At 68.1% G+C, this 13468-nt stretch carries 16 protein-coding genes; 11 read left to right on the top strand and 5 right to left on the bottom strand.

The features are described 5' to 3' along the window. Positions 1 to 57 precede the first annotated feature (57 nt). Both AC3WTE_RS11165 and AC3WTE_RS11160 read right to left on the bottom strand, forming a co-directional pair. Entirely contained in the window at positions 58 to 1014 is a 957-nt protein-coding gene (locus AC3WTE_RS11165) for a M56 family metallopeptidase (protein ID WP_492437527.1), read from the bottom strand. A gap of 14 nt (positions 1015 to 1028) precedes the next feature. Further along, a complete protein-coding gene (locus AC3WTE_RS11160; protein WP_459365392.1) occupies positions 1029 to 1445 on the bottom strand; it encodes a BlaI/MecI/CopY family transcriptional regulator in 417 nt (138 codons plus the stop codon). Between the two features lie 210 nt (positions 1446 to 1655). On the opposite strand from AC3WTE_RS11160, the gene AC3WTE_RS11155 reads away from it, so the two are divergent. The 8 genes from AC3WTE_RS11155 to AC3WTE_RS11120 all read left to right on the top strand — a co-directional run bounded on the left by AC3WTE_RS11155 (position 1656) and on the right by AC3WTE_RS11120 (position 7494). After that, on the top strand, positions 1656 to 2426 hold the full coding sequence (locus AC3WTE_RS11155; RefSeq protein ID WP_492437526.1) for an iron reductase: 771 nt from the start codon (positions 1656 to 1658) through the stop codon (positions 2424 to 2426). A gap of 185 nt (positions 2427 to 2611) precedes the next feature. Continuing rightward, the gene (locus tag AC3WTE_RS11150; protein ID WP_492437525.1) at positions 2612 to 3013 is read left to right on the top strand and encodes a PaaI family thioesterase; all 402 of its coding nucleotides are present in this window, start codon (positions 2612 to 2614) and stop codon (positions 3011 to 3013) included. Between the two features lie 52 nt (positions 3014 to 3065). Further along, the gene (locus AC3WTE_RS11145; protein WP_459365389.1) at positions 3066 to 3368 is read left to right on the top strand and encodes an urease subunit gamma; all 303 of its coding nucleotides are present in this window, start codon (positions 3066 to 3068) and stop codon (positions 3366 to 3368) included. Positions 3369 to 3412: 44 nt separating this feature from the next. Beyond that, positions 3413 to 3727, top strand: coding sequence for an urease subunit beta (locus AC3WTE_RS11140; RefSeq protein ID WP_492437721.1), 315 nt, complete (start codon positions 3413 to 3415; stop codon positions 3725 to 3727). Further along, positions 3724 to 5445, top strand: coding sequence for an urease subunit alpha (locus AC3WTE_RS11135; RefSeq protein ID WP_492437524.1), 1722 nt, complete (start codon positions 3724 to 3726; stop codon positions 5443 to 5445). Before AC3WTE_RS11140 ends, AC3WTE_RS11135 begins: the two co-directional genes overlap by 4 nt. Before the next feature lie 18 nt (positions 5446 to 5463). Further along, on the top strand, positions 5464 to 6129 hold the full coding sequence (locus AC3WTE_RS11130) for an urease accessory protein UreF (protein WP_492437523.1): 666 nt from the start codon (positions 5464 to 5466) through the stop codon (positions 6127 to 6129). Positions 6130 to 6144: 15 nt separating this feature from the next. Further along, positions 6145 to 6831, top strand: coding sequence for an urease accessory protein UreG (gene ureG / locus AC3WTE_RS11125; RefSeq protein WP_492437522.1), 687 nt, complete (start codon positions 6145 to 6147; stop codon positions 6829 to 6831). 3 nt (positions 6832 to 6834) lie between these two features. Then, positions 6835 to 7494, top strand: a complete 660-nt coding sequence (locus AC3WTE_RS11120; RefSeq protein WP_492437521.1) for an urease accessory protein UreD — start codon at positions 6835 to 6837, stop codon at positions 7492 to 7494. On the opposite strand, the gene AC3WTE_RS11115 is transcribed toward AC3WTE_RS11120, so the two are convergent. From AC3WTE_RS11115 to AC3WTE_RS11105, 3 genes are all read right to left on the bottom strand, one after another. Continuing rightward, entirely contained in the window at positions 7491 to 8891 is a 1401-nt protein-coding gene (locus AC3WTE_RS11115) for an NAD(P)/FAD-dependent oxidoreductase (protein ID WP_492437520.1), read from the bottom strand. The genes AC3WTE_RS11120 and AC3WTE_RS11115 overlap by 4 nt on opposite strands. Positions 8892 to 8985: 94 nt before the next feature. Then, positions 8986 to 9915, bottom strand: a complete 930-nt coding sequence (locus AC3WTE_RS11110) for an LLM class F420-dependent oxidoreductase (RefSeq protein WP_492437519.1) — start codon at positions 9913 to 9915, stop codon at positions 8986 to 8988. 88 nt (positions 9916 to 10003) lie between these two features. Further along, entirely contained in the window at positions 10004 to 10675 is a 672-nt protein-coding gene (locus AC3WTE_RS11105) for an SDR family oxidoreductase (RefSeq protein WP_492437720.1), read from the bottom strand. 110 nt (positions 10676 to 10785) lie between these two features. Between AC3WTE_RS11105 and modA the strand changes: the two genes are divergently transcribed. Genes modA through AC3WTE_RS11090 form a run of 3 tightly spaced genes read left to right on the top strand, consistent with a single transcriptional unit; the run spans position 10786 to position 13441 of the window. After that, positions 10786 to 11559: a molybdate ABC transporter substrate-binding protein gene (gene modA / locus AC3WTE_RS11100; protein WP_492437518.1), complete on the top strand. Its 774-nt coding sequence runs from the start codon at positions 10786 to 10788 to the stop codon at positions 11557 to 11559. Continuing rightward, positions 11556 to 12359 (top strand): ABC transporter permease, encoded by an 804-nt coding sequence (locus AC3WTE_RS11095; RefSeq protein ID WP_492437517.1) that lies wholly within the window; start codon positions 11556 to 11558, stop codon positions 12357 to 12359. Before modA ends, AC3WTE_RS11095 begins: the two co-directional genes overlap by 4 nt. Continuing rightward, the gene (locus AC3WTE_RS11090; RefSeq protein WP_492437516.1) at positions 12356 to 13441 is read left to right on the top strand and encodes a sulfate/molybdate ABC transporter ATP-binding protein; all 1086 of its coding nucleotides are present in this window, start codon (positions 12356 to 12358) and stop codon (positions 13439 to 13441) included. Before AC3WTE_RS11095 ends, AC3WTE_RS11090 begins: the two co-directional genes overlap by 4 nt. The last annotated feature ends 27 nt before the right edge of the window (positions 13442 to 13468 follow it).

Raw genomic sequence — 13468 nt, 5'->3', positions numbered from 1 at the left:
GGTGCGGGCGGGTGCGGCGTCATCCGCCAGCGCTGCTGATGGTGCCAGTCGCAAAGTCTACGAGAAGAACAACCGGTGCAACTCAGTGAGCCAGGGCACGGCCACCGCGACGGTCGGCACGACCAGGACGGAGGCGGCGGCCAGATAGGCGCCCGCGGCCAGCCAATTGCTGTTGGGTTCGCCGGCCAGGCGCTGTACCCGCAAGACGGTCGTCGGACCGCCGGCGGCGAGCGCCCCCTTCGGTGCCCGCCCGGACGCGCAGGCCACCAGGGCGCGGGCCAGCGGCGTCGGGCCCGCCGCTCGCACCGCCGCATCGTCGGCGAGCAGTTCGATCAGCAGCCGAACCGCGTCGAGGGCGCTGGCGCTCCGGACGAAGCGGGGGAAGGCGGCGTGGACGGCGATGAACATCTCGAGCACCAGGTCGTGGCGGGCGCGCAGGTGGGCGTGTTCGTGGCTGAGGATCGCGGCGATCTCGCTGTCGTGCAGGTGCTTGAGCGCGCCTTCGCTGAGCACCACCCGGCTGCGGACGCCGGGCAGGCAGTAGGCGAGAGGCTGTTGCACGTCGAGGATGCGCAGGCCGTGGCCGATCAGGTGGCGGGCCTGGGGCGCGGGCGTGGTGTCCCGCGAACAGTCGAGCAGGTCGACGATCATGCGGTGGTGTGCGCGCCGGCGACGCGTCGCGATGGCGACCTGGACGAAGGCGATGGCCAACCGGGCGCCGACGACCAGCGTCAGCGCGAAGACGGCGACGTGCGTGATCCACAGCGGCCAGCCCATGACGCTGATCTCGCTGGTTGCGGTGGTTGTCGGCCGGCCATCAGGACCGGGTGCGAAAAGCCTGCTGGCGACGGCGATGCCGGCGCTGAAGGCGGACAGTACGGCGGCGATGGCGATGGACTGCCACAGCACGATCGCGGCCCGGGGGGCCCGCTGTGGCCACGACGCGCGCGCCAGCAGGGCGGGTACCGGCCCGACCAGCAGTAGCGCGACGAGGGAGAAGGCCAGGGCGGACACGCGCTAAGTGTCTCTCAGTCGGTGCCGGAATTGCCAGTCGCCGACGGGATTCGATGCTTGGCTTCCAACTCATCGAGGGCTCGGCGCAGCGCGTCGGCCTCGTCGACGCCGACGCGTTCGACGAAATGAACCAGCGCCGCGACCCGGCTACCGGAGTCCGCGGCCTGGTCAAGGGCGTCGACCATCAGCCCGGCGACGAGCTCGTCGCGACCATGGGTCGGTGCGTAGCGGTGCGCGCGGTCGTCGCGGTGCTGGACGACGAGATTTTTCTTCGCCAGGCGCTGCAGCACCGTCATGATCGTGGTGTAGGCCAGGTCCCGGCGCGTCGCGAGGGCTTCATGCACCTGACGCACGGTCTGCGGCTCGCACGAGGACCACAGGTGGTCCATCACTTCGCGCTCCAGCTCGCCCAGTCGCGTCAATTTCGCCATGTCCTATTTCACTCTTTCGGCAGTGTGTCCAGGGTACTACGCATTTACTACCGTGCGTCGTATCTATTTCGGATGTTCTCCCCAACGCCCCGGTGGGGCGTCGTGGTTCCCGGTCAGGGCTGTTTTTCGCTGCTTGTGAGTCCCGTCACAGCGGTTTACATCTCGCGGGTCGTCACTATAGTAAGGCTAACCTAACTTACGGAGGTGTTCATGTCCGCCGCTCTGATCGACCCCTTGATCGCCACGATGGACATCCGTCGGATGCTTCCACTGCACGAGTCGAGTCGCCGGCTGCGCGAGTTGTGCCCGAGCGATCCTCGCGTCTACGGCGTCGCCGTGATGGACGACATCTCGCGCCGCCGGTGGTGGCCGCTGGCCGAAGCCGTGACGGGCGACCGCCTGCAGGCGATGTACGACACGGCGGTGGCGGATACCGGCAACGAGACGGTCGCCGCCCAGCAGGCGGCGGCGATGCTGGCACACGTCGTGATCGGTCGCGTGGTGCCACTACTGGCGCTGGAGGCGCGCGCCTGGGACCCGGGCCTGGAGAACCTGTGGGTCCACATCGACTCTGAGGGCGGCATCGACTGGGTCGGCGTCGTGGACCCGACCCTGCGGGTGCTGCCCGATGATCCGGTGTTCGGTGGCCGGGCGGCGCGGGCAACCCGCCGACTGGGGGACGGCATCGTTGCCTTCCCGGGTGAGGAGGCGCTCGCGACCTGGCTGGCGCATCGGTGTCACCGCGCGCTGAATCCACTGTTCACGAAGCTCTTCGAGGTGAGCGGTGGCGTCCTGACGATGTCTGCGATGTGGCACATCGTGGGCACCACGGTGGTGGGGGCGGCAACGCAGGTTCCCTTGCTGGCCGGCGTCGGTGAGGCGGTCGGTATGCGACGGGCGCAGCGGGTGCTGGACACGCTCGTCGGCTTCGGCGCACCGGTCCGCGGACTCGACCGGTTGAACCTGGCGAGCGCTTGCTAATTAGGCAAGGCTTACCTATAATTCAAGAATCGAAAGACCAGCGGACCGCGCCGGAATCCTGAGGGCTGCAGAGATTCCCGGTCCATTCGAAGAGCAGGCCCCGCACCATCGGTGCGGGGCCTGCTCGCTTTCGCGCGACGGGGTGTGGTGCTCGCCGTCCTCGGCGCTGGTGTAGACACCTATTCGTGACGACATCAGTGCCCGAGGACCTCGGCAAGGGCTTTGACAGTGAAATCGGACTGACCTATCTGGAGGTCACCCCTGACGGCGCGCGGGCCCGCCTGACGATCACCGACAAGCTGTTGCAGCCCTGGGGAATCGTGCACGGCGGCATCCACTGTGCCATCGTCGAGAGCGTGGCCAGTGTGTCCGGCCACGTCTGGCTCGCCGAGCACGGCGGCGGCACCGTCGTCGGCGTGAACAACAACACCGACTTCCTCCGCGCCCTCAAGACCGGAACGGTCACCGCCACCTCGACGCCGATCCACCGCGGCCGGCGTCAGCAGCTGTGGCTGGTGACCATCACCGACGAGGACGACCGGATGGTGGCGCGGGGCCAGGTCCGCCTCCAGAACCTCGAGGCCTGAAAACCTCCGCCCGGCATGCCTTTCCCGGCGGGCCGTGGCAATATCGCCCCTTATGCGTTTGACGCCGCATGAGCAAGAACGCCTGCTGATTTCGTACGCCGCCGAACTGGCGCGGCGACGGCAGGCCCGAGGATTGCGCCTCAACCACCCCGAGGCGGTGGCGGTGATCACCGATCACCTCCTGGAAGGCGCCCGTGACGGGCGGACGGTCGCGGAGCTGATGGTCAGCGGGCGGGACGTGCTGAGTCGCGCCGACGTCATGGACGGCGTGCCCGAGATGCTGCTCGACGTCCAGGTCGAGGCCACCTTCCCGGACGGCACCAAGCTGGTCACCGTCCACCACCCGATTTCCTGAGGACGGCGGCAATGGCGGAACGGACGAGCATCGAGGGCGCTGCGGTGGTTCCCGGCGAGATCCTTTACGGCGACGGTGATGTCGAATTCAACGCCGGTGCGCAGCGGCTGACCCTCGAGGTGGTCAACACCGGCGACCGCCCGGTCCAGGTCGGCAGCCATGTGCATTTCCCGCAGGCCAATTCCGCATTGGACTTCGATCGCGCCGCGGCGCACGGGCACCGGCTGGACGTGCCGGCGGGTACCGCCATCAGATTCGAACCCGGTGTCGCTCATCAGGTTTCACTGGTCCCGTTGGGCGGGACGCGGGAAGTATATGGGCTGTCGCTCGATCCGCCCGGAAAGCTGGATGGCCTATGAGTTCCCTGTCCCGTGCCCGGTATGCCGCGCTGTTCGGACCGACGACGGGCGACCGGATCCGGTTGGCGGACACCGATCTGCTGATCGAGATCACCGAGGACCGCAGTGGCGGCCCCGGACTGTCTGGCGACGAGGCCGTGTTCGGTGGCGGCAAGGTGCTGCGCGAGTCGATGGGGCAGGCTCGGGCGACCCGCGCCGACGGCGCCCCGGACACGGTGATCACCGGCGCGATCATCATCGACTACTGGGGAATCATCAAGGCAGACATCGGGATTCGGGACGGACGCATTGTCGCGATCGGCAAGGCCGGCAACCCCGACGTCATGTCAGGGGTGCACCCTGACCTGGTGGTGGGACCGTCTACCGAGATCATCGCCGGCAACGGGCGCATCGTCACGGCCGGTGGCATTGACTGCCACGTGCACTTCATCTGTCCGCAGTTGCTCGAAGAGGCGATCGGCGGCGGCATCACCACCATGATCGGTGGTGGCACCGGACCGGCCGAGGGGAGCAAGGCCACCACTGTCACGCCCGGCGCCTGGCATCTGGGCCGGATGCTGCAGGCCCTCGACGGCTGGCCCATGAACATCCTGCTGCTCGGCAAGGGCAACACGATCAATCCCGACTCGATGTGGGAGCAATTGCGCGGCGGCGCGGCCGGTTTCAAGCTGCACGAGGACTGGGGCACCACGCCCGCGGCCATCGACGCCTGTCTGAGGGTGGCCGACGAGGCTGACGTGCAGGTGGCCCTGCACTCGGACACCCTCAACGAGATGGGTTTCGTGGAGGACACCCTGGCGGCCATCGCCGGCCGGGCCATCCACGCCTACCACACCGAAGGTGCCGGCGGCGGACACGCACCCGACATCATCACGGTGGCCAGCCACCCGAATGTGATGCCCAGCTCGACCAACCCGACGCGGCCGCATACCGTCAACACCCTCGACGAACACCTCGACATGCTGATGGTGTGCCACCACCTCAACGCCGCCGTGCCCGAGGATCTGGCCTTCGCGGAGAGCCGGATTCGGCCGTCCACCATCGCTGCCGAGGACCTGCTGCACGACATCGGCGCCATCTCGATGATCGGCAGTGACAGCCAGGCCATGGGGCGCATCGGTGAAGTCGTGATGCGGACCTGGCAGACCGCGCATGTCATGAAGAAGCGGCGCGGCCCACTACCCGGAGATGGTGCCGCGGACAACAACCGGGTCCGCCGCTACGTGGCCAAGTACACCATCTGCCCGGCGGTCACCCACGGTATCGACCACGAACTCGGCTCGGTCGAGGTCGGCAAGTTGGCCGATCTGGTGCTCTGGGAGCCGGCGTTTTTCGGCGTCCGTCCGCATCTGGTGCTCAAGGGCGGCGCCATCGCCTGGGCGGCGATGGGAGACGCCAACGCCTCGATCCCGACGCCCCAGCCAGTCTTGCCGCGGCCGATGTTCGGTGCGCACCCGACGGTGGCCGCCGGACTCGCGGTGCACTTCGTCTCGCCCACCGCCATCGAGGATGACCTCGCGGCGCGACTCGGCCTGCGGCGCAGGCTCGTTCCGGTGAAGCACGTACGGACTCGCGGGAAGGCAGACCTGCCGCTCAACGACGCGATGCCCGATATCCGGGTCGATCCGGACACCTTCACCGTGCGGATCGACGGCGAGGTCTGGCAGGAACAGCCGGCCGCCGAATTGCCGATGGCGCAGAGATACTTCCTGTTCTGATGGATAGCGGCTGTTCTGATGGATAGCGGACTGGCCACGTTGCTCATTCTGGCGGATTCCCGGTTACCGACGGGCGGGCACGTGCACTCCGGGGGCATCGAAGAGGCGGTCACCAGTGGTCTGGTCGCGGACGTGAACACCTTGCGCGCGTATCTGCGCCGGCGCATCCGTACGCACGGGCTGGTCACCGCATCGATCGCGGCAGCGGTCCACGGTGGGCTCGAACCGGCGACGGCCGATCGCGAAACCGATGCGCGCACACCGGCTCCCGCGGCGCGGCAGGCGTCCCGGGCCCAGGGTCGCGGGCTGGTGCGGCTGGCCCGCCGCGTCTGGCCCGAAGCTGGGGCGAGCGAAGCGACGGGGGAGTGTTCGGTCTGGCAACTCCTAGGTTCGCGTCCGCACCTCGCGGTGGCTTCCGGCGTGGTGGGCCGGGTCAGTGGTCTTGACCCGGAACAGACGTGTGCCACAGTCGTTTACACCACCATGACCGGGTCGGCGACGGCAGCGCAACGGCTGCTGGCGCTGGACCCCGCAGACGTCGCGGCCCTGACCTTCGAGCTGTCGGCCCTGTGCGACACCACCGCGGCCGAAGCGGCGAAAGGCATTGCCGATCTGTCCGATCCACTCCTCGATGTCCTGGCGCAACGCCACGCCGGCCGCGACCGCCCCCTGTTCGCTTCCTGAACCGAAAGGTCAACCATGCCACCACATTTCCTCGACGGTCAGCCGCACCATCACCACGACCGGCCCAAACGTGAGCGCATACCTGGTGAGCCACTGCGCATCGGCATCGGCGGCCCGGTTGGCTCCGGCAAGACGGCGCTGGTGGCCGCGCTGTGCCGGCAGCTGCGCGACGAACTGTCGCTGGCGGTGCTGACCAACGACATCTACACCACCGAGGACGCCGATTTCCTGCGCCGTCACGCCGTGCTGCCGGACGAGCGCATCGCGGCGGTGCAGACCGGCGGGTGCCCGCACACCGCGATCCGCGACGACATCACCGCGAACCTCGACGCCATCGATGACCTCATCGAGACAAACGACAGACTCGATCTCATCCTGGTCGAGTCCGGAGGTGACAACCTCACCGCGACGTTTTCCTCGGGCCTGGTCGACGTGCAGATCTTCGTCGTCGACGTGGCCGGCGGCGACAAGGTACCGCGTAAGGGCGGTCCGGGCGTCACGTACTCGGATCTGTTGGTGGTCAACAAGACCGACCTCGCGCCGATGGTCGGCGCCGACCTGGACGTCATGCGGCGCGATGCTGCGCAGGTCCGTGGCGACCGCCCGACGGTGCTGATCTCGCTGGCCGACGACCCGGCGGCGGCGGCTGTACAGGCGTGGGTGCGCGACCAGCTGGCCGGCGCGGGAGTCACGAACGCCTGAGTCATGCATACCCAGGTTCTGATCGTCGCGGCTCCCGGCCGTGGTCCGCGCATCGAATGCGTCGGCGGTGTCGCCGCGCGCCGCACCGCACCCGATGCCGTCCACCTGGTGTCCACGGCCGCAACGCCGCTGGGTGGTGACACCATCGACGTGCGCGTGATCGTGGAGGCGGGCGCCCGGCTGCAGGTGCGCAGCGTCGCCGCGATGATGGTGCTGCCCGGTGCGACGACGATGCAGTCGCACTCGTCGTGGGATCTCGAGATCGCCGGGGAACTCGATCTCGATCCCGAGCCGACGGTCGTCGCCGGCGGCAGCAGCCATCGAGCAACGACGCGGGTGCAGATCGCCGACCAGGGCCGGGTGCGGCTGCGCGAGCGGGTACAGATCGGGCGGACCGGCGAGCAGGATGGCTTCTGGGACGGCTCGCTGCACGTCGACCGTGATGCCCTGCCGGTGGTGCGGCACCGTGTCGAGCTGGGCGCCGGTGCGGTCAGCGACGACGATATCGCTGCCCCGCGCGCGTACGTCAGCGAATTCATTTACCCCGAAAGCGATTTCGGCGTGATCCGTAACGCTCAGCGATACGAATCACGCCGAGATCAGGTGCTCATGGCACTGGCCGACGGGGGATGCTTGTCCGCCTGGCAGGGACCCAAGCTCTAAGAGGCGGCGACCGCTGGGTCGGAAGTGGCCTGCACGATCTCCTCGAGTTCGCCGATCCTGGTTCGGGCGTAGGCCTGCTGTTCGGTGATGGTCAGCTGGCCGCGCTGGCGGCTCATGAACGTGACCGTCCACGACAGCAGCGTGGCGATCTTGGTCTTGAAGCCCACCAAATAGATCAGGTGCAGCCCCAGCCAGGCCAGCCATGCGATGAACCCGCCGAACTCGAGCTTGGATTTCTCGCCGAGCGGGATCTGGGCGACGGCGTTCCACTTCGACACGGTGGCCATGGAGCCTTTGTCGAAGTACGAGAACGGTTCGCGCGGCTTGGGCTTGGTGCCGTGGGCGCGGGCCTTGGCCTCGTTCTTCAGGATGGCGGCGACGTGCTTGCCGCCCTGGATCGCGCCCTGCGCCATGCCCGGTACGCCATCGACGAAGGCCATGTCGCCCACGACGAAAACGTTGGGGTGACCGGGGATCGACAGATCCGGGTTCACCTTGACGCGGCCGGCCCGGTCGATCTCGGTGTCGGACTGATTGGCAAGGTCGCGGCCCAGCGGGCTGGCCTGTACGCCGGCGGACCACACCTTGCAGGCCGACTCGATGCGCCGGATGGTGCCGTCCTTGTCCTTGACGGTGATGCCGTTGCGGTCGACGTCGGTGACCATGGCGTTGAGCTGAATCTCCACGCCCATCTTCTCGAGCCGGTTCTTGGCCTTGAGGCCCAGCTTCTCGCCCATGGGCGGCAGCACCGCGGGCGCGGCGTCGAGCAGGATGACCTTGGCCTCGGTGGGGTCGATGTGCCGGAAGCTGCCCTTGAGCGTCTGGTCGGACAGCTCCTGGATCTGGCCGGCCATCTCCACGCCGGTCGGGCCGGCGCCGACGACCACGAAGGTCAGCAGCTTCTTACGCCGCTCCGGGTCGCTGGACCGCTCGGCCTGCTCGAACGCGCCCAGGATGCGGCCGCGCAGCTCGAGTGCGTCGTCGATGGTCTTCATGCCCGGTGCCCACTCGGCGAAGTGGTCGTTGCCGAAGTAGGACTGCCCGGCACCGGCGGCGATGATCAGGCTGTCGTACGGCGTGCTGTAGGTGTGCCCCAGCAGGACCGAGTCGACGGTCTGGTTCTCCAGGTCGATGTGCGTCACATCGCCGAGCAAAACCTGGGCGTTCTTCTGCTTGCGCAGGATCAGCCGGGTCGGTGGGGCGATCTCACCTTCGGAGATGATTCCCGTCGCCACCTGGTACAGCAGCGGCTGGAACAGGTGGTGGGTGGTACGGGCGATCAGCTTGATGTCGACATCAGCGTGCTTGAGCGCTTTCGCGCTGGTCAGGCCACCGAAGCCCGAACCGATGATGACGACCTTGTGACGATCCGATGCCGTAGCTCCGGGGTGGACCATGTTGAGGGGCTCCTCGACGTACCAGACTGTTTACACCCACAGGCTAGTCGCAGCTGAATCGATCAATGCAGTGAGATGCCCCACCGGCCTCGGGTCAGGCGCTGAGCGCCGCGTTCAGGGCTGCTCCGAGCGACGAAATGGCGCCAGGTACGTATCCGGTCACGCTGGTCGGAATGTTCACGATGACGCCGCCGATGCCCGCGTCGAACACCTTGGCCTTCAGCTGCTCGGCGATGCTCTCGGCACTGCCCGCGACCATGCGCTGGCTCATCTCGGCCGGGATCAGGTCCGACGTCGCCTTGTCGTCGACGAAGGCGGTGACGAGCATGCTGGTTTCCAGCGTGGCCGGGTCACGGTCGATCTTTTCGCAGGCTTCCTTGACCACGGCCACCTTGCGGGGTGCTTCGTCGAAACCTGAGACCAGGTTGAGGTGGTCGAAGTGCCGGGCGGCCAGCGGAATGGTCTTCTTCTCGCCGCTGCCGCCGATCAGCAGCGGAATGTGGTCGCGGAAACGCGGCTCGGCCATCGCCTCACGCGTCCGGTAGTACTTACCCTCGAAGGTGGGCCGTTCCCCGGCGAGCATGGGCAGGATGATCTCGAGCGCCTCGTCCAACTTGTTGAACCGGTCGGTGAAAGTTCCGAACTCATAGCCCAGCGAATCGTGCTCGAGTTCGAACCATCCGGTGCCGATGCCCAGAATGGCCCGGCCCTGACTCATCACATCGAGGGTCGTGATGGCCTTGGCGAGCAGCGTCGGGTTCCGGTACGTGTTGCCCGTGACCATGGTGCCGAGTTGCACCTTCTGGGTGGCGGTCGCCAGGCCGCCGAGCGCGGTGTACGCCTCGAGCATCGGCTGGTCGGGGGTGCCGAGCATCGGCAATTGATAGAAGTGGTCCATCACGAAAACCGAGTCGAAACCGGCGGCCTCGGCTTCCTGGGCCTGGGCGATGACGGTCGGGAACAACTCACCGACACCGGTGCCGTAGGAGAAATTGGGAATTTGAAGTCCGAGTCGAATCGTCACGATTCGACCCTAGTCACCAACCGCGTTGTCATGTCCGGCTTTTCGCCGGGCGCGAAGTCCGGCGAAAACGGGAATAAATCCGGCTGGGTCAGGCGAAGGTGTCGAGCGCCCCAGCGCTCACATGCAAGGTCTCGCCGGTGATGTGGCGGGCGGCCGGTGTGGTGAGGAAGAGCGCGAGCTTGGTCAGCTCGGCGCCGACGGTCGTGCCGCTCGCGTCGATGCCGTCATAGCCCGTTTCGGCGCCGCGGCCGGCGGCGACCACGTTGATGGTGATGCCGCGGACGCCGAAGTGCTCGGCCTGCCCCGCGGTCCAGTTCGACACGGCAGCCTTGATGGCGGCGTCGGCGGTGCCGTCCTTGGGGCATTCCGGCACGACGGTGACGATGGCACCGCCCGAGCGCATCTGGTCGCCGAGGATCTGGACGGTCAGCACCGCCGACAGCAGCGAGGAGTCGAGGGTGTTGCGCCACACGGTGGCGCGCTCGGCCAGCGTGTAGGTGCGCGGGTCGCCCGCGGACCAGGCCGGAGCCGGAACGTTGATGATGGTGTCGAGGTGCTGCGGCAGCTTGTCGCGCATCGCCTCAAGGGCGGCGCCGTCGGTGTTGTCGAGCACGATCGAGTCGACTTCGAGTTCCTTGGCGGCTACTTCGAGCTCGTCGCGGCGGGCGCCGGCGATGACGACGGGGTGCCCGGCGTCGCGGAATCCTGCGGCAATGACGCGGCCGAGATCGGTATCGCCTCCGGTGACCAGAACGTCCATGAACAGGGCCTCCTCGTGTGCAACGCTGAACGCGGTTGCGGCCATGTTACTGGACAGTAGCTAGCTCACGAAACTCGCCACGCGGAGGAAACCACCCTAGGGTTTTGCGAATGTGGCTCATGCGCAAGTTGATGCGTGCTGTGGCGGTTCTGGGCCTGACCGGGGCCGTCTGCGCACTTTCCGCATGTGATTCGGGCCCCAAGAACCCCGGTCCGGTGATCAACGTCTACGCGGCGGCTTCGCTGAAGGGCGCGTTCACCGCGCTCGCCGAGCGCTACCAGAAGGACCACCCCGGCGCGGACGTGCAGTTCAACTTCGCCGGCTCGTCGTCCCTCGTCGAACAGTTGACGCAGGGCGCGAAGGCCGACGTGTTCGCCTCGGCCGACGCCAACAACATGACCAAGGCCGCGAATGCGGGCCTGCTCGCCCACGCGCCGGCGAACTTCGCCGCCAACACGCTCGTCATCGTGACGCGGCCGGGTAATCCGAAGCAGCTCAATAACTTCGGTGATCTGGCTCGGCCCGGTTTGAACGTCGTGGTGTGCGCCGCCCCGGTGCCGTGCGGTACCGCCACCCGCAAGGTCGAGAAGGTGGCCGGCGTCGAGCTGAAGCCCGTCAGCGAGGAGACCTCCGTCACCGACGTGCTGAACAAGGTCACCAGCGGCCAGGCCGACGCCGGCGTGGTCTACGAGACCGACGCCAAGTCGGCCGGGGACAAGGTGACCAAGATCGACTTCCCACAGGCGGCATCTGCGGTGAACGTCTACCCGATCGCCGTGTTGAAGTCGGCTGCCGACGCGGCGGCCGCGCAGCGGTTTGCCGATCTGGTCACGGGTGACGAGGGCCGTCAGATTCTGGCGCAGTTCGGATTCGCGAAACCTTGAATCCCGGACTGCCGCGCTGGATCTATGTGCCGGCGGTACTCGGAGCAGTGTTCGTCGTCCTGCCCCTGATCGCGGTCGCGGCGAAGGTCGACTGGTCCCGGTTCCTCGACCTGATCAGCAGCGAGTCGTCGGTCACGGCACTGGTCCTGAGCCTCAAGACCGCCACGGCGAGCACGGTGCTCTGCGTGGTCCTGGGTGTGCCGATGGCCCTGGTCCTCGCGCGGAGCGGCTCGCGCGTGGTGCGCTGGACCCGCCCGCTGATCTTGCTGCCACTGGTGTTGCCGCCCGTGGTCGGCGGTATCGCGCTGCTGTACGCCTTCGGCCGGCTGGGGTTGATCGGCCGGTATCTGGACGCGGCGGGCGTACACATCGCGTTCTCGACGACGGCGGTCGTGCTGGCGCAGACCTTCGTCTCGCTGCCCTTTCTGGTGATCGCGCTGGAAGGTGCGGCCCGCACGGCCGGCTCTCAGTACGAGGCAGTCGCGGCCACCTTGGGTGCCCGTCCGACCACGGTCTGGCGCCGGGTCACGTTGCCGATGCTGGCGCCCGGCCTGGTGTCGGGCTCGGTGCTGGCGTTCGCGCGGTCGCTGGGCGAGTTCGGTGCGACGCTCACGTTCGCCGGCTCCCGCCAAGGGGTGACGCGGACGCTGCCGCTGGAGATCTACCTGCAACGTGAGGCTGACGCCGATGCCGCGGTGGCGCTGTCGCTGGTGCTGGTCGTGGTCGCCGCAGTCGTGGTGCTCGGGATGGGTGGCGCCCGCTTCGGTCGCGGACCGTTCGAGGCGGAGAGCCGGCAGTGACGGGCGGGCTTTCGGTACATGCCGTCGTCGAAGCCCGCGGCATCGACGTGGCGTTCGACGTCGCCGCCGGCGAGGTGGTCGCCGTCATCGGACCCAACGGCGCGGGCAAATCCAGTGTGCTGCATGTGATCGCCGGCCTGCTGCGGCCGGATGCCGGCACCGTGACGGTGGGGGCGCACCGGCTGACCGATGGGGCAGCAGGCCTGCACGTCGCCGTACACCACCGGCGGGTCGGACTGCTGCTGCAGGACCCGGCGCTGTTTCCGCACCTGACGGTCACCGGCAACGTGGCCTTCGGGCCGCGCGCCCGGCACCACCGTCGCGGCCTGCGCACCGAGGCGCGGCGGACGGCAGCGCATTGGCTCAGTGAGGTTGACGCCGCGGGCCTGGCTGACCGCCGTCCGGGACAGCTGTCCGGCGGACAGGCGCAGCGGGTGGCCCTGGCCCGGGCGTTGGCCGCCGAGCCAGACGTGCTGCTGCTGGACGAACCGCTGTCCGGGCTCGACGTTGCGGCCGCGTCGGCGATGCGCCGGCTGCTTCGTGGCGTACTGGGTTCGGGCGGGCGTAGTTCCGTTCTGGTCAGCCATGATCTGCTCGATGTCGTGACGCTGGCCGACCGCGTGGTGGTCATCGAGGACGGGCACGTCGTCGAATCTGGCCCAGTGGCGGACGTTCTGACCGCGCCGCGGACGGCATTCGGGGCGCGATTCGCCGGCGTGAATCTGGTCAGCGGGCGCGCCGGTGACGATGGCGGGTCGGTGCTGGCCGCGGGACTGACCTGGCGCGGTACCCGTGGACCCGACGTGGCGCCCGGTGGCCCGGCGATCGCGGTGTTCGCTCCCTCGGCGGTAGCTGTGAGCCGGGACGCCCCCGCCGCTGACGTCAATGTCGTCGCGGTGGGGGTGGCGGAACTGGATCATCGCGGCCCCGGCATCCGCGTGCGCGCCGAGGCGACCGACGACGCCGGTGGGGGCCTGGCAGCCGATATCAGCGCGGAAGCGGCGGCCGGTCTGCGGCTGATCCCGGGGGAGCAGGTGTACTTCAGTGTGGACCCGCGGGACGTGGCGATCCGGCCCGCCTGACGGCACGCCCGGCCTGGCCGCGGCACA

It is taken from the genome of Mycobacterium sp. FW102-FHT13B02 (assembly GCF_058790275.1).
The sequence above is the reverse complement of the archived record's forward strand: the minus strand, read 5'-3'. Positions and strand labels throughout refer to the sequence as shown.

Bases quoted from the DNA above. Each gene is read 5' to 3' on its own strand.
- AC3WTE_RS11135 (WP_492437524.1), top strand. From the start codon at position 3,724: ATGAGTTCCCTGTCCCGTGCCCGGTATGCCGCGCTGTTCGGACCGACG.
- ureG (WP_492437522.1), top strand. From the start codon at position 6,145: ATGCCACCACATTTCCTCGACGGTCAGCCGCACCATCACCACGACCGG.
- AC3WTE_RS11145 (WP_459365389.1), top strand. From the start codon at position 3,066: ATGCGTTTGACGCCGCATGAGCAAGAACGCCTGCTGATTTCGTACGCC.
- modA (WP_492437518.1), top strand. From the start codon at position 10,786: ATGTGGCTCATGCGCAAGTTGATGCGTGCTGTGGCGGTTCTGGGCCTG.
- AC3WTE_RS11115 (WP_492437520.1), bottom strand. From the start codon at position 8,891: ATGGTCCACCCCGGAGCTACGGCATCGGATCGTCACAAGGTCGTCATC.
- AC3WTE_RS11160 (WP_459365392.1), bottom strand. From the start codon at position 1,445: ATGGCGAAATTGACGCGACTGGGCGAGCTGGAGCGCGAAGTGATGGAC.
- AC3WTE_RS11130 (WP_492437523.1), top strand. From the start codon at position 5,464: ATGGATAGCGGACTGGCCACGTTGCTCATTCTGGCGGATTCCCGGTTA.
- AC3WTE_RS11155 (WP_492437526.1), top strand. From the start codon at position 1,656: ATGTCCGCCGCTCTGATCGACCCCTTGATCGCCACGATGGACATCCGT.
- AC3WTE_RS11105 (WP_492437720.1), bottom strand. From the start codon at position 10,675: ATGGACGTTCTGGTCACCGGAGGCGATACCGATCTCGGCCGCGTCATT.
- AC3WTE_RS11120 (WP_492437521.1), top strand. From the start codon at position 6,835: ATGCATACCCAGGTTCTGATCGTCGCGGCTCCCGGCCGTGGTCCGCGC.